This window comes from Paenibacillus nuruki, assembly GCF_001721045.1.
Taxonomy (GTDB): Bacteria; Bacillota; Bacilli; order Paenibacillales; family Paenibacillaceae; genus Saccharibacillus; species Saccharibacillus nuruki.
The window spans coordinates 40827-64141 of the sequence record NZ_MDER01000031.1; the positions used below are offsets into that span (position 1 = coordinate 40827).

At 39.7% G+C, this 23315-nt stretch carries 21 protein-coding genes; 2 read left to right on the forward strand and 19 right to left on the reverse strand.

Annotated features, from left to right (window positions below):
- Window positions 1-168: 168 nt before the first annotated feature.
- The 15 genes from PTI45_RS06015 to PTI45_RS06085 form a co-directional block, all read right to left on the reverse strand.
- Complete coding sequence (locus PTI45_RS06015) at window positions 169-897, reverse strand: nucleoside phosphorylase (RefSeq protein WP_069326650.1); 729 nt, start codon at window positions 895-897, stop codon at window positions 169-171.
- Window positions 898-901: 4 nt separating this feature from the next.
- Entirely contained in the window at window positions 902-1576 is a 675-nt protein-coding gene (locus PTI45_RS06020) for a sulfite oxidase-like oxidoreductase (protein ID WP_069326651.1), read from the reverse strand.
- 25 nt (window positions 1577-1601) lie between these two features.
- A complete protein-coding gene (locus PTI45_RS06025; protein WP_069326652.1) occupies window positions 1602-2525 on the reverse strand; it encodes an ABC transporter permease in 924 nt (307 codons plus the stop codon).
- Window positions 2525-3574, reverse strand: a complete 1050-nt coding sequence (locus tag PTI45_RS06030; protein WP_069326653.1) for an ABC transporter permease — start codon at window positions 3572-3574, stop codon at window positions 2525-2527. The genes PTI45_RS06025 and PTI45_RS06030 overlap by 1 nt, the downstream gene beginning before the upstream one ends.
- Entirely contained in the window at window positions 3571-5079 is a 1509-nt protein-coding gene (locus PTI45_RS06035) for an ABC transporter ATP-binding protein (protein WP_069326654.1), read from the reverse strand. Before PTI45_RS06035 ends, PTI45_RS06030 begins: the two co-directional genes overlap by 4 nt.
- A 105-nt stretch (window positions 5080-5184) precedes the next feature.
- Window positions 5185-6231 carry a BMP family lipoprotein gene (locus PTI45_RS06040; RefSeq protein ID WP_069326655.1) on the reverse strand — a complete coding sequence of 349 codons (1047 nt, stop codon included), beginning with the start codon at window positions 6229-6231 and terminating at the stop codon, window positions 5185-5187.
- A gap of 319 nt (window positions 6232-6550) precedes the next feature.
- On the reverse strand, window positions 6551-7597 hold the full coding sequence (locus PTI45_RS06045; protein ID WP_217492690.1) for a pectinesterase family protein: 1047 nt from the start codon (window positions 7595-7597) through the stop codon (window positions 6551-6553).
- Between the two features lie 16 nt (window positions 7598-7613).
- A complete protein-coding gene (locus PTI45_RS06050; protein ID WP_069326656.1) occupies window positions 7614-8585 on the reverse strand; it encodes a LacI family DNA-binding transcriptional regulator in 972 nt (323 codons plus the stop codon).
- Window positions 8586-8679: 94 nt separating this feature from the next.
- Window positions 8680-10269: an extracellular solute-binding protein gene (locus PTI45_RS06055; RefSeq protein WP_083243379.1), complete on the reverse strand. Its 1590-nt coding sequence runs from the start codon at window positions 10267-10269 to the stop codon at window positions 8680-8682.
- Between the two features lie 67 nt (window positions 10270-10336).
- Window positions 10337-11284 (reverse strand): carbohydrate ABC transporter permease, encoded by a 948-nt coding sequence (locus tag PTI45_RS06060; protein ID WP_241669256.1) that lies wholly within the window; start codon window positions 11282-11284, stop codon window positions 10337-10339.
- A 44-nt stretch (window positions 11285-11328) separates the two neighbouring features.
- Complete coding sequence (locus PTI45_RS06065; RefSeq protein ID WP_069326856.1) at window positions 11329-12222, reverse strand: ABC transporter permease; 894 nt, start codon at window positions 12220-12222, stop codon at window positions 11329-11331.
- A 310-nt stretch (window positions 12223-12532) separates the two neighbouring features.
- Window positions 12533-13699, reverse strand: a complete 1167-nt coding sequence (locus PTI45_RS06070; RefSeq protein ID WP_206665594.1) for a pectate lyase family protein — start codon at window positions 13697-13699, stop codon at window positions 12533-12535.
- 538 nt (window positions 13700-14237) lie between these two features.
- Window positions 14238-15524 carry an AAA family ATPase gene (locus tag PTI45_RS06075; protein WP_069326858.1) on the reverse strand — a complete coding sequence of 429 codons (1287 nt, stop codon included), beginning with the start codon at window positions 15522-15524 and terminating at the stop codon, window positions 14238-14240.
- A 42-nt stretch (window positions 15525-15566) separates the two neighbouring features.
- A complete protein-coding gene (locus PTI45_RS06080; protein WP_069326657.1) occupies window positions 15567-17000 on the reverse strand; it encodes an RtcB family protein in 1434 nt (477 codons plus the stop codon).
- 73 nt (window positions 17001-17073) lie between these two features.
- Complete coding sequence (locus PTI45_RS06085; RefSeq protein WP_069326658.1) at window positions 17074-17880, reverse strand: nucleotidyltransferase domain-containing protein; 807 nt, start codon at window positions 17878-17880, stop codon at window positions 17074-17076.
- A 32-nt stretch (window positions 17881-17912) separates the two neighbouring features.
- Between PTI45_RS06085 and PTI45_RS23865 the strand changes: the two genes are divergently transcribed.
- Complete coding sequence (locus tag PTI45_RS23865) at window positions 17913-18107, forward strand: hypothetical protein (protein ID WP_139129217.1); 195 nt, start codon at window positions 17913-17915, stop codon at window positions 18105-18107.
- Window positions 18108-18675: 568 nt separating this feature from the next.
- Here the strand turns inward: PTI45_RS23865 and PTI45_RS24080 are convergent.
- Entirely contained in the window at window positions 18676-18828 is a 153-nt protein-coding gene (locus PTI45_RS24080) for a hypothetical protein (protein ID WP_175425128.1), read from the reverse strand.
- A gap of 304 nt (window positions 18829-19132) precedes the next feature.
- Between PTI45_RS24080 and PTI45_RS06090 the strand changes: the two genes are divergently transcribed.
- The gene (locus PTI45_RS06090) at window positions 19133-20335 is read left to right on the forward strand and encodes an acyltransferase (protein WP_069326659.1); all 1203 of its coding nucleotides are present in this window, start codon (window positions 19133-19135) and stop codon (window positions 20333-20335) included.
- A gap of 146 nt (window positions 20336-20481) precedes the next feature.
- On the opposite strand, the gene PTI45_RS06095 is transcribed toward PTI45_RS06090, so the two are convergent.
- The 3 genes from PTI45_RS06095 to PTI45_RS06105 form a co-directional block, all read right to left on the reverse strand.
- A complete protein-coding gene (locus PTI45_RS06095) occupies window positions 20482-22218 on the reverse strand; it encodes a sensor histidine kinase (RefSeq protein ID WP_069326660.1) in 1737 nt (578 codons plus the stop codon).
- A gap of 288 nt (window positions 22219-22506) precedes the next feature.
- Complete coding sequence (locus PTI45_RS06100) at window positions 22507-22815, reverse strand: hypothetical protein (protein WP_069326661.1); 309 nt, start codon at window positions 22813-22815, stop codon at window positions 22507-22509.
- Window positions 22816-22827: 12 nt separating this feature from the next.
- A complete protein-coding gene (locus PTI45_RS06105) occupies window positions 22828-23286 on the reverse strand; it encodes a cupin domain-containing protein (RefSeq protein WP_069326662.1) in 459 nt (152 codons plus the stop codon).
- Between the last annotated feature and the right edge of the window lie 29 nt (window positions 23287-23315).

A 23315-nucleotide genomic window follows, 5' to 3' on the forward strand; every position in this document is an offset into this window, starting at 1 on the left:
TTTAATAAGAATAGGGATGGTTAAATGTTTTGTCAATCTAATTGTTAGCGTATGTACAATGATTGACAATTTAACCCTAAATAATACCAAAAAAACCTGTACTCGTTATACGAGGTACAGGTTTTCTTCATACTATATTGACATATTCTACGAATAATCATTCATTATTTATGCACGTTTTGCTAATTGTACGGTTGCTTGAATCGCCGCTTCAATTTCACGTTGAACAGCATTTGCAACTGTATCTGTATTAGGATCATATTCTTCAGCTAGATCGGCATCGGCATAACCATCTAGAGCTACAATTGCTCCTGCACGAATACCACGTAGTGAGGCGATAATGTATAGTGCTGAAATTTCCATTTCAACAGCTAAAGCACCTGCTTGTTTATACTTTTTATGTGGAAATTCTTCGACTCCGTTGAAAAAGACATCCAGTGTAACTGTAATTCCCTTTTGTACAATGCCCTCACTTTGACGTGCCGCTTGATATAGCGCTTCGGTAACCTCGCTATCTGCTACAGCCGGGAACGCTTCAGGAACGAGCTGACGAGTTAAGCCGTCTGTACGGACTGCCGCTGTACTGACAATCAAGCTACCTGCTGGATGATCCGCAGAATATGAACCTGCTGTCCCTACACGAATAATGGTTTTGACACCCGCACGAATCAATTCTTCAAAACAAACCGCTGCTCCAGGAGAACCTACACCATGACTTACAACAGCAAGTTCGATCCCATCACGTGTACCGACAAAACTACGATATTCACGACTAAATGCTAATTCCCGTGTATTGTCTAACAATGAAGCGATATGAGCAGCACGCTTAGGATCACCACAGACAATGGCGTATTCAGGTACATCTTCACTATTGATTTGCAAAATAGGCATTAACATTGAATTAATCAAACTCCTTTTTTGTCCATTCATCTTCCGGTATCGGCAAAGCTTCACCAGAGAAACGTTGTTCGGCAAACGGATCAGCTTCATTATGAAAACCATTTTGCTCCCAGAATCCGGGGCGGTCTTCTTTCATAAATTCAAGTCCTGTTATCCATTTGGCGCTTTTCCAAAAATACAAATGCGGCACCACTAGACGTACAGGATATCCATGCTTGGGTGTCAGTGGCTTATGATCATAATGATACGCTAGCAATACATGTTCAGACAATAGGTCAGCCAGTGGAACATTGGTCTCGTAATCGTTACCACCATGTACCATGACATATTTTGCTTCTGGCTTGACTTGCAATACGTCTAACAGATCACGAAAACGTACCCCTTCCCACAGCGTATCAAATTTCGACCAACGGGTCACACAATGAATATCGCTCGTCATCTGTGACTTGGGCAAAGCTTGCAAATCAGCATAAGACAATATCTGTTCTTGCTCCACTTCGCCAAATATTTTCAACTGCCATGTGTCTGTATCCACATTCGGTACGTCACCTTCATGAAGAATCGGAAACGTTTCTGTTAAAAACTGTCCGGGTGGCAAGCGATCGGCTTGTTCTGCTAATAGATTTTTGGAAAAAGGAACTTTAGCATTTTTGATCCGTTCTGCTTTATTTTTCAAACCATTCTCTCCTTTTCAATTCAAATTAACGCGAGCTTCCGTTGGCTCGTTGAGCATCTTTGAGATAACTACGATCTTTGAAAAAGAACATCGCGACCAGTGTCACAATATACGGTAACATTTGTGTAAATTGAGCAGGTAAAGCAAAACCTTGTAGACGAATACTAAATGCATCCATAAAGCCAAACAGTAGACTTGATGCAACTACACCAATTGGATTGGATTGACCTAACATCGTCGCCACCAACGCGATAAATCCACGTCCTGCAGTCATGCCTTCTGTAAACATAGTTACCTGTCCAAGTGATAATTGCGCTCCAGCTAGACCGCATAATACACCTGACATTAATACTGCTCCGTATTGAATACGACGCACAGGAATACCCAGACTTTGAGCAGCAACAGGATTTTCACCTGCGGCACGTAAGCGGAATCCACTAACCGTTTTGAATAGATAAATTTGCATAAGAATAGCGGCAAAAAAAGCTAAATATACAAGCGGTGAATGACCGGATACAATGCCACCTAATACCGGAATGTCTTTGATCACCGGAATATCCCATTTCGGCAAGCCCATCATATTTTTATCGTAATAAGCGCCTTTCACATCGAAGATCGCTCGTAGACAGAATGTTGTTAATCCTGCGGCTAAAAAGTTCATTGAGATCCCGACTACAATTACATTTGCCCTCAGATTAATACTGATATAAGCAAAGATCAGCGAGAATAACATGACACATAGAATCGCAAAAATAATAGCCAACCACACATTGCCAAGCAAATGATTACCCAGTATTGCAGAAAAGGCTCCAACCAGTACCAGACCTTCCAAACCTACATTAAACAGTCCAACCCGAGCACAGATGGCTCCACCCAGAGCAGCGAGAAGAATTGGCGTCACAATACGCAACATGGAATTAAATAGAGACACATCGAATAACTGATCCATTATTTCTTCTCCTTTCTGCGTTTGAGGAACGCATAGCCAAACCGAGCCGATACAAATAGCGTCAATACCGCTTGAATAACGCTAGCTACTTCTAAAGGTACATTGGTATTACGTTCTACACCCATCGCACCTGTCTGTAATGCCGCCAGTAAGATACCTGCTACCGCTGTTCCTAACGGATTAGAAGAAGCTAACAGTGTCGCCATAATTCCGCTCCATCCATAATCTGCGGAAGCAAGTGCACCATCTAGATAGCGATGCTGGGTACCGAGTACTTCGCCTGCGCCTGCTAGTCCAGCCAGTGCTCCACTGGTTAACATCGCTACGACCATCATCCGCCCTCTTTTCACTCCACCATAAGCCGCAAAAAAAGGATTGTTTCCAAGCATCCGAATCTCATAACCGGATACACTTTTTTGTATAAAGATGTACAATGCTATTGCTGCTACTATCGCTAGAATAAAGCCAGCATGTAGACTCATACCGGAAAATAATTTGGGTAACCAGATACTTTTGTCGATCATAGGTGTCTGCGCCATTGCTGCTGAACCACTTTGATCTTTCAAAGGAAAAGCGACCATATAGCCAGCAAATAATGAAGCGATATAGTTCAATAACAAGGTAGAGATCAACAAGTTAATACCGAATTTGGCATCCATATAACCTGCAAATAGTGACCATAATCCACCGATTGCCATCCCTACAACGAGAGATACCACCAATACCATCCAACCCGGTCCGGGTAGATATAGAGCGGTAATCGCTGCGGCGAGTCCACCCAGTACCATCTGTCCGGTAGAACCCATATTGAAAAATCCCGCTCGAAAAGCAAGCGCAACACCCAATCCTGTTAAAATAATCGGTGTTGCCCGGGTTAATGTATTGGTTAAAAAGTAAAAACTTCCGAACGCACCATTCCACATTTCAGCATACGTATCAATTACGGAATCGCCTAGTAAGACTATGGCTATCGCTCCTGCAAGCAAACCGATAATCACAGCGATAATCGGTTGTAGAAGCGCAAATAGATTTCGTTTGAGTCTGGTCATAGTTGGCGCTTCCCTCCTGCCATTAATAGACTGATCTGCTCTTCGGTGGCTTCTGCGGCAGATAATTCGCCTGCAATCGCACCTTCATACATCACCAGCACACGATCAGATAATTTAAGAATCTCGGTTAACTCGGAAGAGACTAACAAAATACCATCGCCTGTTTTGCACTTGGCAAGCAGTTCACCATGGATCGTCTCCATTGCGCCTACATCAACCCCACGAGTAGGTTCCGCTGCAATCAAAAACGGCTTATTTTGAGCAAATTCGCGGGCGGCAATTAACTTCTGTAGATTACCACCGGATAGAAATTGAGCTTGAGTGTCCAGTGATCCTGTTTTGATTGCAAAACGTTCTACCCATCCACTAACTACTTTACGAAGTTTATGGCTTTGAATAAGACCGCCTTTTTTGTACTGATGTTGATGCCCCATTAAGCCATTATCCAGTACAGTTGCTTCACGCGAAGCTCCCCACATATAGCGATCTTCTGGAATATGAGCCATGCCTTGCTCTCTGATCGCCCGCACTGAATCTCCGGTGACATCTTTTCCATTAAGCTCTACAATTCCGCTATCTGGCTGAACAAGCCCCGATATAACCTGCAACAATTCAGATTGTCCGTTACCTGAAATGCCTGCAATCCCTACAATTTCACCCTGACGTACAGTTAGCGTGACATTATCTAGTAAGGGCTTAGCGCCTTTGGCTCCAGCAAGTGTTACATTTTGCACATGCATCACCGATGCACCCGGTTCATTCGCTACTCTGCTCATTGGAATCAGATCACGTCCAACCATAAGACGAGAAATCTTCTCTTCATCGGTTGTATTGGATTCCATATGTCCGGTGATTACACCATCACGTAGCACTGTGATTCGGTCTGCTGCTTCCATGACTTCATGTAGTTTGTGAGTAATTAGAATAAAGCTTTTCCCTTGCGCAGCCAGACGTTTAATCGACTGTAATAATTCTTTCACTTCACTAGGCGTTAGCACACCTGTAGGTTCATCCAGAATAATCACATCTGCGCCTTGATATAATACTTTCAAAATTTCAGTTCGTTGTTGCACGCCAAGAGGACAATCTCCTGCTTTGCGCCACGGATCAACAGGCATACCATACATTTGTCCGAGTTCATTCACTTTATCTGCCGCCGCTTTGCGGTCGAATAATCCACTACGCTTCGGTTCTCCACCGATCACGATATTTTCAGCCAGTGTAAAACTTGGAAATAACATAAAATGCTGATGTACCATGCCAATCCCTTGCCGAATCGCTTCAGATGGATCATGAAAATGAACTTCTTTACCATTGATCATAATGCTACCGGAAGTCGGTTCTTCCATACCGTATAACATACGCATTAAGGTGGTTTTACCTGCACCATTTTCACCCACGAGGGCATGAATTTCACCTTTACGGACATCGAAATTGATATTGTGATTAGCGGTAAAATCGCCGTATTTTTTAGTTATATTTTTCATTTCTAATAACAACGTCATCGGTGTAAACCTCCATTCCAGATTACAAAGTACCTCAGATAACAACAAAACCGGCTGCTCGGTATAGCAGCCGGTTAGATCAACTTGCCGTGCTTATCATATCTACTATTTTTGTGCTAACGGATCTTTAACAACGATCTTACCTGCGATAATATCATCACTGATTTTTTTAACTTTAGTGATCACATCTTCACCGATAAAAGGACTCAGCTTCGATGTACTGTCTGTTGTGACAAAAGTAAGACCTACACCTTTTTCTTTCAATCCATAAGCAGTAGAACCAAATTTAAAGTTACCATCGACAAAGTCTTTTACAGTTTCGTAAGCGACTGCATCTGTTCCTTTTAATTGAGACAATACCACATGGTCTGGATCTTCAACCGTACGGTCAGTATCTTGACCGGATGTGTATAAGTTTTTCTCTTTTGCGGCTTCAAATACACCTAGATCGCTTGTTGCTGATGCGCCAGCTACAAAGTCAGCACCTTGACCGTATTGTACTAATGCTAATTCTTTGGCTTTGGCTGGATCGTTAAAGCTACCTACATAACCGATTAAGAATTTGGCTTTCGGATTTACAGAAGCCAATCCTTCTTTGAAACCTTCACTATATTTTTTAAGCAATGGAACATCTTGCGCTGCTACCATACCTACTACATTTGTTTTTGTTGCTAGTCCTGCTGCTGCTCCTAATAGATAAGAAGCTTCATATTCACGGAATCCTACGCTACGTACGTTAGGAAGATCTACACTTGTATCAATAATAGCAAATGATTTGTCAGGATTTTCTTCAGCTACTTGTTTCAACACATCTTCTGCTTGGAAAGTCGCTGTAATAATCAAATCATAATCTTCTGCTACAGTTGCACGCATATTTTGTTCAAAAGCAGTAGGGTCAGAAGATTGGATGGTTTTAGTCTCTACACCAAATTCTTTTCCTGCTTTTTGGAAACCTTCATCCATTTGAACAAAAAACTGATTAACCCCTATTTCTTCAGGAAGAACAAGAGCAATTTTCATCTTTTTACCTGTGCCTTCAGCACTGCTACCATTGGACGCTGATTGTTCGGAATTAGACCCACCAGAACTACATGCTGCTAATAATGCGAACACCATAACCATAGTAATTACGAACATTAAACGCTTCTTCATTCTTTTTTATTCCCCATTCCATCCAAATTTAACGTATGTTTTCACTAATCCTAAGAAATTTGTCGCCTTTTGTCAAACCTTTTTTAGGTAATATGCGGAATAAACAATCATTTTATAACAAACTAATCTCTTATTCCGCCAAATCCGTTCTCAAACTTTTATATTACTTTAATATGGTTAAGACTGTTACACAAGGGTTTTCACTGATTTTTGACTTAAAATCAAATATAAAAAAAGCCCTGAACAATGATGTTCAAGACTTTACGTATCTATAAAATAATTTTTCGTATGTTTTTAAACGATTACCGTTTACACAAACTCATGATCCTGCTTCGGGTAGCCAGCTATCTTCTCCTGCTAAAATACGTGCTACTGTATATTCTTCTACTTCGGTTCGATCTAATAGCGAACTCCAAGATACTCTTTGCTCTCTAGAAGCTCCTGCACCTTGATTACCATATTCTTTATAGATGACAGAGGATTCGGCCTCAGTCTTATTCCAGTTATGCCAACCTTCAGGGTGAATATGCTCACCTATATCACATCGTACAAATGCTACTTTGGCATAATTGCGCCAAGGTCTTCCCAAATAAAAACTATGTGCTGGTGCATCGCTTGTTAACTGACAATCGATAAATACATAGCCATACTTTACATCTTCCGGCGTAGAAGCCGCTGTTAACCATCCATGAATAGATGACTGCTCTGTAGCTTCTGGATTAACAGAAACTTGAGACAGAAGCGCTCGCTTTCTAGCAAAAATCTCACACTGCTCAAACACAGCTGTTGCTGATCCAAAAATAAAATCGACATTTCCTTCTATATAACAGTGCTTATAATATTGACGTTGCTTACGGCGAGGCGCTCCTTCACGAGGTCCTCCGAAGGTACCACGATCTATCGGTTGAGGCGGTAATGGCCCGGTGAACAACGTATCTTGCTGTCCAATAAATCGACAATGACGAAAAACAGCTCGATCACTATCCACATACACCGCTAATGCTTGCCCTACTTGCTCCCCTGCACCAGCAGTATTGATAAAAGTTACATGTTCTACACTAAAATCATCACTACCTACAAATACGGTATACGAATAAAAGGTGTGATACAACGATCCATCAGGAAAAGTTTTGCGTGCATAATCATTATACGTAATAACAGTAGGTTGATCAGAATTCCCAATTAATCGAACATAAGGCTTTTCAATATGAAGTTTCTCATTATAGATGCCTGCTTGAATATAAATAGTCGTCGGATATTCTCGATCAGGTGGTATCGCATCAATAGCACTCTGGATGCTAGTATAATCACCACTTCCATCTAACGATACTGTTATTTCCAATAATGAAGCTGGAATATACTGCACAGTGTACCCTCCTCACTTAAGTGGCTTGGTATAAAGCAACCGATTGACGATGATATAATTGCGGTTGAATTACTACAGGATATTGCACCTGTTCTCCCCGAATTAAAGCAACAATCAATTCAGCAGCTTGAATAGCGAGTTCATCTAATGGCGGTCCAATCGTAGTCAAAGCCACTTCTGCATATTGCATATCCGGCAGATCATCATAACCGATTAACGAAATATCGGAAGGCACTTTGTACCCTGCTTCCAATAAAGCTCGTAAAGCTCCACGTGTCACCATATTATTCAATCCGATAAAAGCAGTCGGTGCATGTGCAGTCCATTCATAATTGCGGATAGCAAAATAACCATCTTCCCATGAAGAATATGCAGGTAAAATATAATCTTCATTCCATTCCAATCCTGTACGCTGTAGAGCTTCACGATATCCCTCTAGCTTGATCGGTTGAGAATTGCCGATAAATCCAATCTGTGTATGACCATTGTTTTTGAGATGCTCTACTGCTTTGTAAATGCCTTCTTTACGATCAATTTTGATATATGGAGAATTGGGTGAATCATCTGTTCCTAGTACAAAACAAGGAATCTGAATATTAGCAAATCGTTGCCAGAATGCAGCTCGATCAGTCATTTCATAATCCCAAAAAATACATCCATCCACTCGTAAATGATCTAAAACGTCCATGCCTTCATCGGCAACCACCAGAATCATCTGATATCCTAACTTTTTCAATTCGGCATGGAGATTACCTGATATATTAGCAAACAGTGGATTGTTCAGTTCATCCAGTACAAATCCGATAATATTACTTCTGCCTGAAGATAGCTGTTGTGCCATAATATTTTTACGATAATGATGTTTTTCAGCTACAGCCAGTACTTTCTCACGTGTAGCTGGTTTGATTCGTGGATCATGATTTAATGCTTTGGACACTGTGCTATAGCTAACGCCCGCTAGCTTCGCAATGTCTTTGATCGTAATCATATAACACCTTCTTTTTCTTAAACGATGGGTGACTATTCTATTATATAGGGTTGAGGAACCATTTTCTAAGTCGATAGCGCACAATAAGCATGGGTTACTTTTTCTGAGCAGCTAGATAACGATCGTATTGAGCTTGTTTGTTAGCAATCACTTGATCGATATTCATACTTTTGAGTGTATTGATATAATCATCGAATTGATCCAATCCTAGACTACCACTAACAAATTTGAAATTCATTTCTTCAACATAAGTCGTGATATCAGGCATCGACATGCTATCTGTACTTGCTTCTTCCGGTAAAGCATAGACAAACGGAAACGGAGGATGAATATATGATTCTAACTTTTTATCTAATGCTGAATGCCATGCAGGCACTAACGCATCTGCGGATTCAGCCGATTGAATATTAGGCAAATTTACAGGACCTATACCTAGCTTCTGAATATAGTCATTGTCTTGTCCTTTGGTTGTAAATTGTTTTTTGCCATCTTTTTCTGTATACGTATCGTCTTTGATTCCCCAAGTATAATACGTTTGCGCTTCTTCACTAACTGCATAATCTAGAAATTTAAATGCTAACGCAGGATTTTTGCTATCTCTTGAAATACCGAAAATACCACTTACCGGTGTGCGTCCGACATAAAATTGATCTCCGTTGGGTCCTTTAAGCGGAAGAATACCTTTGAAGATCGGCTCTTTCGGATTGTAATCTTTGAATAATGGGCTATAGACCATCGACATATACCAGCTAAAATTAAACGTAGCTCCTGTTACATTCTGCGAAATTCTCGAAGTCACCTGATCGCTGGTTGTACTTGCATAATCGACACCCAACAATCCTTCTTTGTATAGACTATTAAGGTAGGTTAAGTATTGCTTGTAAGCAGGTTCATTATAACTAAAATGCACTTTTCCTTGATCATCCGCATAAAATTGGTTCGACAAATCTAATCCAAATACAGGGCCAAATGCCATTTCTAAAAACTTAGGTTCCATCGACATTGGAATTTCATCTGCTTTGCCATTTCCATTCGGATCTTTTGCTTTAAATTGGCGCAACATCTCGGTAAATTCATCCAGTGTAGTCGGTTCTTGTAACCCTAATGTTTGGAGCCATCGTTCATTCACCATAAACACAGGCATATAGTTTTTAGTGAGCGTCTGCTGCGGAACATAATACATTTTCCCACTTGGTGTAGTTAGACTTGCTTTGACATCTGGTGATTGGTCATAGATTTTTTTCAAATTCACACCATATTTTTCGTACAATTCATCAATCGGAATCACAATACCACTATTGATATATTTCATCAATTGATCTTGATCAGGCATATAAATAATATCAGGCAAGTCTACACCTGCGGCAAGTCTTGGATTTACTGCATCAGCATAGTTTTGAGGCGGAATAAGATCCCAATTGGCTTTGATACCAGCATTATCAGTAATTTTTTGTACGATTTGGGCATGTGCTAGATCGACATTGGTTGTCCACGCATTGGTGGCAAGTATCGATAACTCTGCATCCTTTATCGCTGTAATAGGTCCTTTCCCTGTATATGTAAAATTCGGTTCTGCTTCCATTGGGGCACTGGTCTGTGCTCCATTCCCTGCGCTATTACAACCTGCTATCCCTGCTGCTAATACAGTCACCAGTACTAATTTGCCTACTTTTTTAGCCTTCATTCTTCTTGCCCCCTTTATGATCATCCACCTGTAGTACATTCCACTTCATAACACATTGCTTATCTATTTATCCTTTTACTGCACCCAATGTAATCCCTTTAACAAAATAACGTTGAATAAACGGATAGATCGTTACGATAGGCAAAATACTGACCACGATAGACACATAACGTACTTGCAATGTCGATACTGCTAATGCACTGGTAGACATAGATCCGCCCATTTTCTGCATCACTTCAGGTGAAGCCATAATTAATACTCTGCGCAAAAACATCTGTAACGGTTGTAAGTCCTGTTTGCCCAGATATAACAGAGCCGAGAAAAAGTTGTTCCAGTGATAGACTGCATAATATAGCGTCAATACTGCCAGTGTAGGCTTAATGATCGGAATCGCTAATTTGAATAACATCGTAATATCGTTCGCTCCATCAATGTTAGCGCTCTCAAATATTTCATTCGGTATGCCTTCAAAAGCAGATCGGCAAATCATGACATTGAACGTGATCACCAGTACAGGTAGCACCATTGCCCAGCGCGTATTGTAGAGCCCTAATGAAGTAATCAACATATAGACTGGGATCAATCCACCAGAAAAGTACATTGTAAAAGCGATAAAGAAGTTCAATTTGCGGCGTAAAAAGAATCGAGGTCTGGATAAAGGAAAAGCCGCCAAACAGGTAAACAAAATATTCAGCACCGTACCTACAACCGTATACCAGAGCGTATTATAAAACGACACCCATAACTCTTGGTACTGCAATACCATTTTGTAGCCCGATAACGTGAACCCTACTGGAAACAAAATCACTTTCTGTTGATCTATCGCTTCGACCGAACTAAATGAAATACTCAACACATACAAGAACGGATACAAAGTCACAATAATTGCGACAATCGTCATCAAGTAAATCAACCCGTAAAAGGTGCGATCACTTAATGATTTTCTAGTCGTAAAGGTGTTGCTGTTGATATTCACATACGGACGATGTGGACTGTCGAGCATAGACTTTTTCATGGGCGTCTCCTTTTGTCTATCTGGTGGCTAACCTGTATCAAAATCTACCAGAGAGACATATTGGTCATACGTCTTGTGATCCGGTTCACTGTGAATACAAGTACAAAAGTAATAATTGAATTAAACAAACCTACCGCTGTGGCAAATCCATAATTCTGTCCTTCTATTCCCATTCGATACACATAGGTGGATAATACATCTGCCGTCTCATACGTTGCACCGTTGTACAATAAATATACTTTTTCAAAACCTACACTCATAATGCCACCCAGAGATAACAGCAACAAAATAACAATCGTAGGCTTAATACTAGGTAACGTCAGATGCCACAATTCTTGAAATTTACTAACACCATCAATCTTGCCCGAATCATACATTTCAGGATCAATACTCATAATCGCAGCGATATAGATAATGGAACTGAATCCAAAACTTTGCCAGATTTCAGAACTGGTAAAAATCGTTCGAAACCAACCCGCTTCCATCATAAAATTAACTTTTTCCATACCGAATCTTGCTAACAATGTATTCACAATTCCATCAGCTGGGGATAAAAAATTAATTAACATACCTGCAACGACAACTGTGGATATAAAATGAGGTAAATACGTAATCGTTTGTGCGAATCGTTTGAAGACTTGATTTTTGATCTCGACGATACATACAGCGAACAAAATAGGAATACCAAAACCAAAAAGTAGAGGTAAAAAAGCGAGTAAAAAGGTATTGCGTAACAACCGCCAGAAGTAGATCGAATGTACAAATTGAGCAAACCACTGTAGCCCTACCCAATCTCCACCGAAAATGCCATGTCCTGGTGTAAAGTTTTTGAAAGCAATCAGTACACCGGGCATAGGAATATACATAAAGATCACATAGTACACAAAAACAGGTGCAAACATAATCAATAAGTACTTATCACGCTTGATCAATTTCATCAGTGAGATTGATTTTTTACCCACTATATACCACTCCCTTTCACTACTTCAACCATCATACTTTCTGATATTCGACTTAATTACAACGTTGTAATTTTAGTATAAAAGATAAGAGTTATGAACAAAATATAAAAGGATTATCAATTTATTGTGTATAAATATAATGACTCTCTTTTATCTTGTATATCTCTTTCACCTTTTAATTACAACGTTGTAATTTTAGTCTTTATGAATACGCTTACATTCGTTTTTGTTTATTCTAGCAGACTCTTTGTTTTTTGACAATCATTCTCTTTGAAATACATATTTATTATTTAGGACCTGCATTCGCTTGAACAATATTTGGTACATTAGCTGCTGGATCTAGTGAATAACTATACGGGAATGAAGTGCCACCCGGGAAGGCTGCTCCAGTAGCTGATGTGCCTGTGACTGCATTATACACATTATTGCGTTCATAGAATTTATAAGCATCTCCGTTGCTATCTAGACCGATCTGATTACTGTTATTCGTTTTGTAGAAATAGTTATTTTCCGAAAAAATATTGCCGCCACTACCGATCTGTGCTGCATTGTATTGTTGCTGTGAATAACCTTGTGCATTGTTGCCCGATGGTGTTGTACTGTTATCAAAATAGTTATCATACATATGCACATATCCACGTAACAACGGGCGTCCTTTCATATTCGGCCCGAACCAGTTATGATGCATAGTCACATGTAATTTGCCACCACCGTAAGTATAGGAATCATTTTTGTTCGAACCGATAATCAGTGCTAAACGTTCAGAAGCCAGATCTTGATTGCTTCCTACCCAGTTCCAGATCGGATTCGGATTCATATTCAACCAGCTGTCTGTAAAATAAAAGTGACTGTTCGACAAGGTAGCGTAATCTGAACCCTGTGAGATCACAAATAGATCATCACTGATATTATACATAGTGACATGATCGACTAAAATATTACTCGTGCGACGGAAAGAGACGCCCAAATAGTTAGTACCAATCCCGCCAGGCTGTGTATCTGCTCCGCTCAAATTTTGTAAATCTTTGATATTCCCATAAAACGTAATATTTTTGATGACTACATTTTCAATATTGGTTCCTGCCGGAAGATTTTCCCCACTAAATTTCAACTGAATATTTTGCAATACTGCACCACCACCGCTTGCGCCTTCAATCGTGGTATTATTCCAATTGGTTGTAGCAAACGTCAGTGTTAATGGTTTGGCTCCACCATAAATATTGCCTTTAATCACAATATGATGTTTACCTGCGTTAAACGCATTTTTCAATTCAGCAAGTGTAGTTACTGTAACAGCGGCTTCGTTCGATCCTGTTGTTGTTGCATAACCACCAGTCGATGCTGCATGTGTATAACTCATTGTGAATCCTGGAAATAACAATGTGGATAACATGATGACACTGAGTACGGACATCGTCATACCTGCGAAAGATTTTTTACTTCTTTTGGTCATTGTATACCCTCCTGAATGATGTATAGTGTTGCAGTTATACCCTGTCTGCTGAAATTTGTTCTATACCATTTCGCTACTTATCGGCTCCTTTCTATCGCTGATCCCATATTACTCTTTTGCGATGTATCCAATTATATATTTCTATGTATGTTTATTCCATATACGATTAACGATGTATTTTATGGTTCTATTTTCATATTCGATCTAATAAGAAATAGATTATTTAATCCAATAATTACATATAAGAATAGCGAAAATAATATTCTATCTTTATTTTTTAGTAAACGGTCAAATAAACCCGATGAAATTACAAAAAGAAAACGAGTTATCCACAATCTTAAAAACGTGTTTTATAGAGTTCAAATTAAACTTTTACCCGCTTGTGGATATGAAAAACGAATCCTAAATATCTTTATCTGTCTGATCGTCAACAGTTACCAACGCACAAAAAAAGGATCAGAAAAGTATAGTTACATACTTTTCCAATCCTCTGGATCACACTATATTTACGGATGCTAGATTTACCTGTTCAACGCTATTAGAAATGAAAGCCGACCCGACCTTCACTGTTTTGAAGCCAGACACCTTTACGACTCTTATCTAGCTCTCCACGTAGCCCTTGAATCAATTCTTTCATATCCAATTGACCATCTTCATGCCAGTGTAATGCTGCTGAGATATACAATTCGCCCAGTTGAGCAAAGGTAAATCCTTCGGTTAATTTGGCTGTTTCCTGTACAATCTCTTCTCCTGCAAATTCATGCAGACGTTTGCGATAGAAAAATTCAGAACGCAATTTCTCATCAGGTAGTACAATTTCATAAGCACGGTCAAATCGTCCTGCACGATTCATCAAACCTGGATCGATTTTTTCAGGATAATTGGTTGTTCCAATCAGAAATACACCTTCTTTGGAAGTAGCTCCATCCAGTGTATTTAAGAAGAACGAACGAGCGTCTTTGGGCATCGAGTCGATATCTTCGATCACCAGTACCATCGGTGTCATCCGAACAGCGGCATCGAACACTTCTTCAATCGATTCACTGCTTGTATACTCGGTAATCTGCCAGTATGCTACAGGTCCCGGTACGCTACCAGCGATTGATTTCACAAGGGTTGTTTTACCATTACCCGGATGCCCGTATAGTAAAATACCACGTTTATACGGAATATCATATGTTTTGTAAAAAGAACGATCTTCTGCAAAAAAGCGATCCAGCGAACGATAAATATCTTGTTTGATCTCTGGAGCCATAATCACATCATCACGAGAAACCGCACGACTCACCGGCTCCATTTGGCGATTAATGCCATGACGTGTATCTGTAAACACTGTCACACGGCGCAAACTTTGTTCACGTTGACGCACACGGACATCACCTAGAAATTTCAATAATGATTCATCACTTGTTGCGAAAACAAGATCTTCACTACTCACGCCATGTGGACGAAATACAGGCATACGTGCTAATGCTACGCCTGCTTGCGCATACGCAAATACATTATTCATCACAGATGGATGTACACAATAATCTGGCTCTGTACGATCTCCATCATAGACAAAAGTACGTTCTTCCAAACGATCGTAAATACGAATCACATGTTCTACATCAGTACTGCTATGACGTAAATCTTCATCAAGCAACTCCCAATATTCGGTATTCGGATCACTGCTTGAATATAATTTATAAGTCACTCCATAACGCGATGTTAACGATTCTTCGATGCCTTTAATAACCCGTGCATAATCTGCATATTCGGTAGGTAATTTTTGTTCATCGGTTGTATAAATTACAATCGCTTCAGGAGTGTTTTCACTTTCAATCGGTTCTACATTTGTATGACTTGTCTGAAAAAGTGAATCCATTCATTTGGCCCCCTTGATTGCCGCAAGCGGCTTACATTTTGCCACGACAGAAGCAAGTCCTGCTCCTGTGACACTTTCAATAATTTGATCGACATCTTTATAGGCTTGTGGTGATTCATCTAATATCGATTCCAGTGAACGCTGATTGACGACGATCTCATCGGCTGTTCCTACTTTGAGTGAACTGGCAAATTGATCGACAGTTACTAATTTTTTGGTGGCTGAGCGAGAGCGGGCTCGTCCTGCTCCATGACAGATCGAATAATAGTTGTCATATCCACCGGGTTGACCCACCATAATATACGATGAGGTTCCCATCGAGCCGGGAATCAATGCTGGATGCCCTGTTGCTAGATATGGCTTCGGATTGCCAGCATGACCAGCTGGCAGTGCACGAGTGGCACCTTTACGATGGATAAATACAGCTCCTTCATCCCGTTCTTCTGCCCAAGCGTAATTGTGCATCAGATCATACAATGTACGCATCTCACATCCATTACCAAATACATCACGGAATGCTTCACGGATACTGTAAGCGATCAGATGACGATTCACTGTCGCATAATTAAGCGCAGAATACATCATATTGACGTAATACTGACCTTCTGGATGAGCTAACGGTAGAAAAGCCAGTCTAGGATCAGCAGTCCCTAGTCCCAAGCGTTGCATCTGCGACAGCATCACTTGATTGCTTTCCTGACTGATACTTCCTCCCCATGAACGAGAGCCTGAATGAATCATGACAACGATTTGTCCATCACTCATGCCCCATGCTTCAGCAATATGGCGATGTTCTTCATCAATCTCAAGCGCTTGAATCTCTGCAAAGTGATTGCCACCACCAAGTGTACCCAGTTGACGATGCGCTCTACCCCATGTCTGATCACGCACACCATTTAACACTTCTTCATTAAAAGAAAAACGACTTTCTTCTACATGCGTCAGTGATGTGGATTTCTTCGGTGTATAACTGTCAGGTATATATTTGTTAGGTAGACCGTGTAACCCTTTACGTACCACATGTTCCAATCTCAAATCTGCAAAATGTCCACGCTGTTGTGATTCCATCGGCAGATACTTTTCGATGGTTTTGACTAATTTACGACGCAATTTCACGTCTTGTAGATCATCACGATGCAGGTTGGTCAAATGCACACGCATCCCGCAGCCTATATCGCTTCCTACAATCGAAGGCGATACATAACCAGCACTTGCATCCCAGACCGCGGTTGTGCCAATACAGGTGCCGATGCCTACATGAACATCAGGTGTATACCCCATATACTGAATACCCGGGATTTGTAAATTGTTATTGGCCATATTAAATACTTTATAGTCCAATCCTGCAAATAATTCTGGATTGGCGTAAACATGTACACTTCCCGCAGGAAGCTTCACTTCATGAATATAAGAAGATGATATTGGAGTACTCATAATCGGTAAAACCTCTTTCAAGTCAGCCCCTCTAGTTCTAAAGGGGCTTCTTTATTATTGTAAACGAGTCTGCTTACAAAAGCGAAACTTCGTTTGGATAGGCATATTGCAATGCTTCGCGGAACAACTGATCCAGTAGATCATCTTGTAATTGTTCCGAAGTCGACATGTGCACGACCTGTTGTTCTAAAATATCGATCATATCGGTTAAAAAATACTGGATCGATGGAATTTGTTGCTCTAGATTAAGCTCTTCGCCTGCTTTTTTGCGAGTCAATAACTGATCAATATCACTACGTAATTGCCCCGGTGGCAACATCTCTTCAATCAACTCATCAAAGCTTACAGGTGGCATTGTTCCTTTTTGATCTATCCATAAGCAAGCTAAGATCGGACGCAATACATAAAAGTATTTTTTGATCTTAACAGTATCCCCTTGCAAATACCCACGGAAGTTCCCTTTTGCCATATGCAGGTAATGATACATGCAAGACCGAGGAGAAAAATGAGTCGGTGAAACGTTTCGAATTCGCTCAGCAAGTGAACCATTTTCAGCATATTGAATAGGAGAATGCAACCATTCCATCAATGGTGGATTGGATTTGCGGAACAGATTCAGTGCTTTGCGCAAGTCCCAACCGTTGATATCTAACTGCTCACTGATTGGATATTCGATAACATCTCGCCTGTTGAAAATCGACAAATACCATTCTGGAGGATGCACATAAATAAAGCGCACATCATAATCGCTATCTTGAGAAGGGAACCCCCATGCACGGCTACCGGATTCACAAGCATATAAAATACGAACTTGTTGTTCTTGTTCAATACGTTTTAATTCAGTCTGAATGATAGAAGTCATGGCTTGAGTTACGGACATGATCGATCACTCCTTTCATATGAAGGGGATGGGTGAAAATTCACTTACAATTGGCGGTTGGTGATGAAGACCGCTACAGAAATAGAATGGTTTTTGTCGTCGCTGGTGAAATAGAATCCATTTTATTTCTTTTGCTCTGTGCTGGATGGTACTTTTCTGCTTGTGTAGAAACGATTGAGTTAGAGCGTTATTTATTTTCTCCTTTTGGGGGAGATAGCCGCTTTTAAGAATAGTTGATTATTTGTTAGTATTTCTTGGTTATGATTGGGTTGATGATAGAATTTAGTAATAGTCTAAATTTGGTATTAGTTCTATGCATTGAAAAAGTTCAGTTTATTTTGAGATGTTGAATATTTTTATCGTTTATAAATAAGACGGTTGAGCGTTGGAAATGGTTTTATTTTTTCTTTTATGGTTTTGTCTATTTAATAGATTTTAGATATACATATATAAATGGTTATTGGGTTAACTGTTATGGATGATAGCTGAATAGTGTCATATCTTGACTTTATGTTTTAGATGTTATTTAAATCCTTTTTATAAACTTTATGGATGTTTATGACACAAAAAAACCGCGACCTCTGTAACGGTCTGCGGCTGGTGGTTTATAGGCAAATAGGTGTAACGGCACTATTTGCGATCAAATAAACCCTGCATATTTAATTAGATGCCTATTGAGATTAGGGGCACTGATTGAATAAGGAAATAGGTAGCTAGTTAGCATTGAATATACACAATATGCGTATAAGTAACTGGTTCAATATAGACTATGCTTAATGATTTCCGTATTGCAGTTTATGTCGTCCGTAAGAGATTGATGAACATGAAGCAAGAGTATGAAGTTTTCAAGCAGCGATTAATATGACGTTCATCCTGTGTTAACCCTAGATCATAATGCTGACCCGGTTGATAGGTATTCTGCATATTCATATCTTTACGTAAGATCATGTTCCTCAACCTCCTTCCTGTTTATAATATAGCCATCATACTCGGTATATTTTGAAATTGTCAATTCCATATTTGGAAAATAGGTCTATAGACATAACCTTTTTGGAATAGATGAAAGCTCTATTTTCGGGTAATCGTCCATATTGATCATAGTGAAAAATGATAGTTTGTATGTAATTTACAATAAAAACATATATTGATGATTGATAAGTAGATGAGCAATATAATTCATCTTCTATTAACAAATGTCTGATATAATGCTTTATTAGTGTAAAGAATTGTTAGGGATAATTGGGGTGAATACATGTCTAAAGAACGGATCAATGAGTGGGCATTGCTACGTGGTTTTGCCTTTTTGGCGGTGGTGATGCAACATTCGATTGGTGAATATATTTATCGAAGTGGCATTATCCAAGCCGATTCCATCATGCTAGGTATGCTTTATCATTTTACACGGTTTGGTACATTAACGTTTGTATTTTTAGCAGGTGCGATTTTATTTTATCAATATGGAGATGGACGACCTTATCGTTCGGTGATCTTTCGGCGCATTGGTGATATCTATATTCCATTTGTTGTATGGACAATTATTTACTGGATTGTAATGCAATGGATATTCAAAGTTCCATTGTTACGAGCAGACAGTGTACAAGATATTGTAGGGCAGTTATTTGCTCCAACCAATGGATATCATCTGTGGTTTGTTATTATGATTTTTCAATTTTATCTGTTATTTCCGTTGTTCCGCTGGCTAGGTAAGCAATTTGGAACTCATGTACTCGCTCATCGTTCGTCAAAACAGCAACAACAGCGTATTATCATAATGTTAGTGGTGATCGGAATTGTGTACGGATGGATCATGTGGTTATGCTATTATGCTATGCCTACATGGACAGTTGAAGGCATTTGGAAAATCGTTTTAGAACATCGTACCAGTGAATTTATATTTTACTTTTTTTATTTTGTACTTGGTGGGATCTGTGGTTCAGCGATTCAGCGCTGGAGAGCCGTTATGCTCAAAATATTGCCTTGGACAGCTCTTGCTTTTGGAATCATGTATATCTGGTTAGGCTACGATCTGTTACGTTTTGATCCTGTAGCTATCAATCTTAATGTTTCTACGTATCTTAAACCAACTACTTTTATAGCTGTAGTCAGTCATATGTTGTTGATGTATGGATTAGCGTTAATACTGGTGGAACGAAAAGGCGTGATCGTACGCTTTTTAAAGTGGTGTGGTCGTTACTCGTTCGGGGGTTATTTATCTCATGCACTGATTCTGATGGGTGTGTCTTATTTTACACGTCAGATTACAATGCCCGGGCTGAATCTAATCATGACGATACTGACTTTTATGGTTGTCGCTCCTACAGCGATAGCGTTAACGAGCTTTCTGTCACGCTTACCGGGAGGGCAATGGTTAACCGGATCAGCTGGTAAAAAAAGCAAACCGGCTATCCCTTCTCATACCACCAGACCTTCATCCACATTACCTCAAGACTCCTAAAAAAACTAAAACCGCTATGCTCTCTATACTCAGAGAACATAGCGGTTTTTTAGTTATACCTCGCTAGTGATACGACACAATGCCATCACTATTTCTTGCCGAAAACGGTGTTCACTTCATCATTTCAAGCACAGGATAAGTCCCTATTAAAGGGGCAAACGAACAGAGAATTCTGTCCATTCTTCATCACTCTCAACCCGAATAATACCACGATGTTTGGCTAGAATTTTCTGTACAATCGCTAGACCTAACCCTGAATTTTTGCGGTTAAGCGGCTTCGTACTGAATCCTGCTTCAAAAATTTGCTGTTTTAATTTTTCGGGAATCGGATTGCCATTATTTCCGACTGTAAATGTTAGTTGTTCTCCACGAACACGTCCGGTCACTTTAACCATTTTCTCAGGACGGTCTGTTTCACTTACAGCATCAAAAGCATTATCGATCAAATTACTCACAATTTTGACCAGTTCGGTGGACTTCACTGTTCCAAATTGTACCGATTTGAGATTACTGATATCGTATTCGAACTTAATACGACGATCATAGGCTTGTGTCGTCTTCGCTTGAATCAATGCCGATAATGCCGGCAGATTAATATTGATAATCTGATTCATGGCGATTGATTCGCCGACCAATTCAGCTGTATACGTAGATAGATCATCATACTTTTTCATTTTGACCAATAATTGAATCGTATTCACATGATTATTGAAATCATGACGTTGTTCTTTGATCGAGTTGAATAGCGCATCTATATTTTCTAAATAGACGTTTTGTACACTTTGCGCCGCTGCTTCTGTACGACGATTCAGAATCGTAATCAATCCTAATACCAAAGCAATAATCGCAACCGAACAAGCAGAAATAGTCAGGGTTAACCTGATTAATTGCTCATTCAGTGTCTGTTGTACTTCAGTCAGATCAGACACTACTGTGATAATCGCCGGGTACGTCAGCTCCACGGGAATAAAGGTTTTGAGCACCGGAACATTATCAAATTCGTCGGTAATCGATATCGTATTTCCTGATTTATTAACTTGCTTAATATTTGTTTTGTCAGTTGCACTCTTATACGAATAATCGTTATATAATGTCTCATTGTCTGAATACCAGATGACACCGCGCGAATTGAATTGATTGGCTTGATCGAGAAAGATAGGTGGATTAAAAATAGCGATCCCCAATGTCTGTCGACTGCGCTCTCCATTCAATATTTCACGAATAATCGCTTCTACACCTGTATTTTCCTGATATTGCCGGACCGATTTGTCATTGGTATAGACGTTAATAACATAATTAGTAGATCCATCATAATAATAGCCCCACTTCTCACCCGCCGAGTTCGCATTATCTACTTTGGAGATCATCGGTGCTCCCCAATAATCAGGAAGCTTCTGCCCAATCTCAACCGTAGGTATTTTGCCAGCCAGTAATTCTTGAACCGCTTTGAGCCAATCGGCTCGCCATTCTTCTTTGACAGCTAGTTCACTAGGATCAGAAGATCGTACAGGTACAATATTATTACCAGAAGGAGCTAAAAGCGTAATTCGATCCACACCCACTTGTTTACTCACTTCAGCCAATTGCTTATTGGTAATATTGTTCATGTCTGTCCCAATTTTAGATTGTGCAGCCTGCGCTGCCATTCTCAAGTTCTCCCCGATCAAATCCTCTACAAAAGCTTCGCCACTTTGAGATAACTTGATAGACGATCTAATTTGATCTGTGATTGCACGCATATTTTGTTCCTGAACCGAAATTAATGCTTTTCGCGTTGTTACGTAATAGGTAGTATTCACAATAATCAAGACAACTGTCATAACAGCCAAAATATATACAGTCACCGGAAAAGGTTTGGGTAACAGGCTCTTACGTTGTTTCATTTTAGCAAATTAACCCCCATCTATATCAGCACTTACTCCATGCCTTTTAGCCATATTAAAATCTCAAATGTCCGAATATCGACAAATTTCGATTCTTTTTTTAGTATCATACCATGAACAGCATAGGACTACACCTAATTTTCACAAAACTATACTATTAATTTATGGAAAAGATACCTTTATTTATTGTAACTGAGTGAACTAAATAAATCCATAAATAAAGGTCCTGTAAGCACTATTAATGCTATTCAGGACCTTTGTGGATAGAACCCAATCTATATTTTATGGTTAAGACTGATCTTTTTGCTGTTTGCGTTCAGCCCACCATTCCATATACTGATTTTCAAGCATATGGTATTCCTGTTGTTCATACTGCTGACGCTCAGATAAAGAGATGACACTATCTTCATCATCGTAAATACGCCATAAATCTGAAAATAAATAGTCTTGGATCGCAACACATTGTCCTTGTTGTCTACCATTGACCCAAATGATGCCTTTTGTTGTACGCATCATGATACGTGCTTCGTCTATTGTGCTTGCTTTTTGCCCCAAACGAATCATAGCTATCATTTGTCCAAACGTATACCACTGCATAGATAGATCGTCCTAGCGTTGAATTAATTTGAAATCATCATAATGGAATCCTGGTGCTACCACGCAAGATACAAATACAGGATCATTACCTAGTGGACGTGCCATTTGCCATTCTCCTGCTGGAATTAACACTTGTGGTGTCTGCCCGGCTTCAATATCCATACCCAGAATCATTTTCTTGCCTTCTACGGGTTGATCGCCTTTACCACCTAATGTTAATTCAAGCGGACTACCGGAGTGAATCAACCACAATTCGTCTGAATGCACAACATGCCAATCCGAGATTTCATCGCCGTGCAGGATAAAATAGATCGATGTTGCTGAGAAACGTGGCCCTGAATATTGTTCAGGCAAAATATCTTTTGGAATTTCAAAAGAAGCTTTCCACATTTCTTTGTACCAACCGCCTTCACGGTGTTCGTTCATATCGAGTAATTTCACTAATGGAGATAAAGGTAATTTCGTTCCCATGTGCAATAACCTTCTTTCATCAAAGTTTG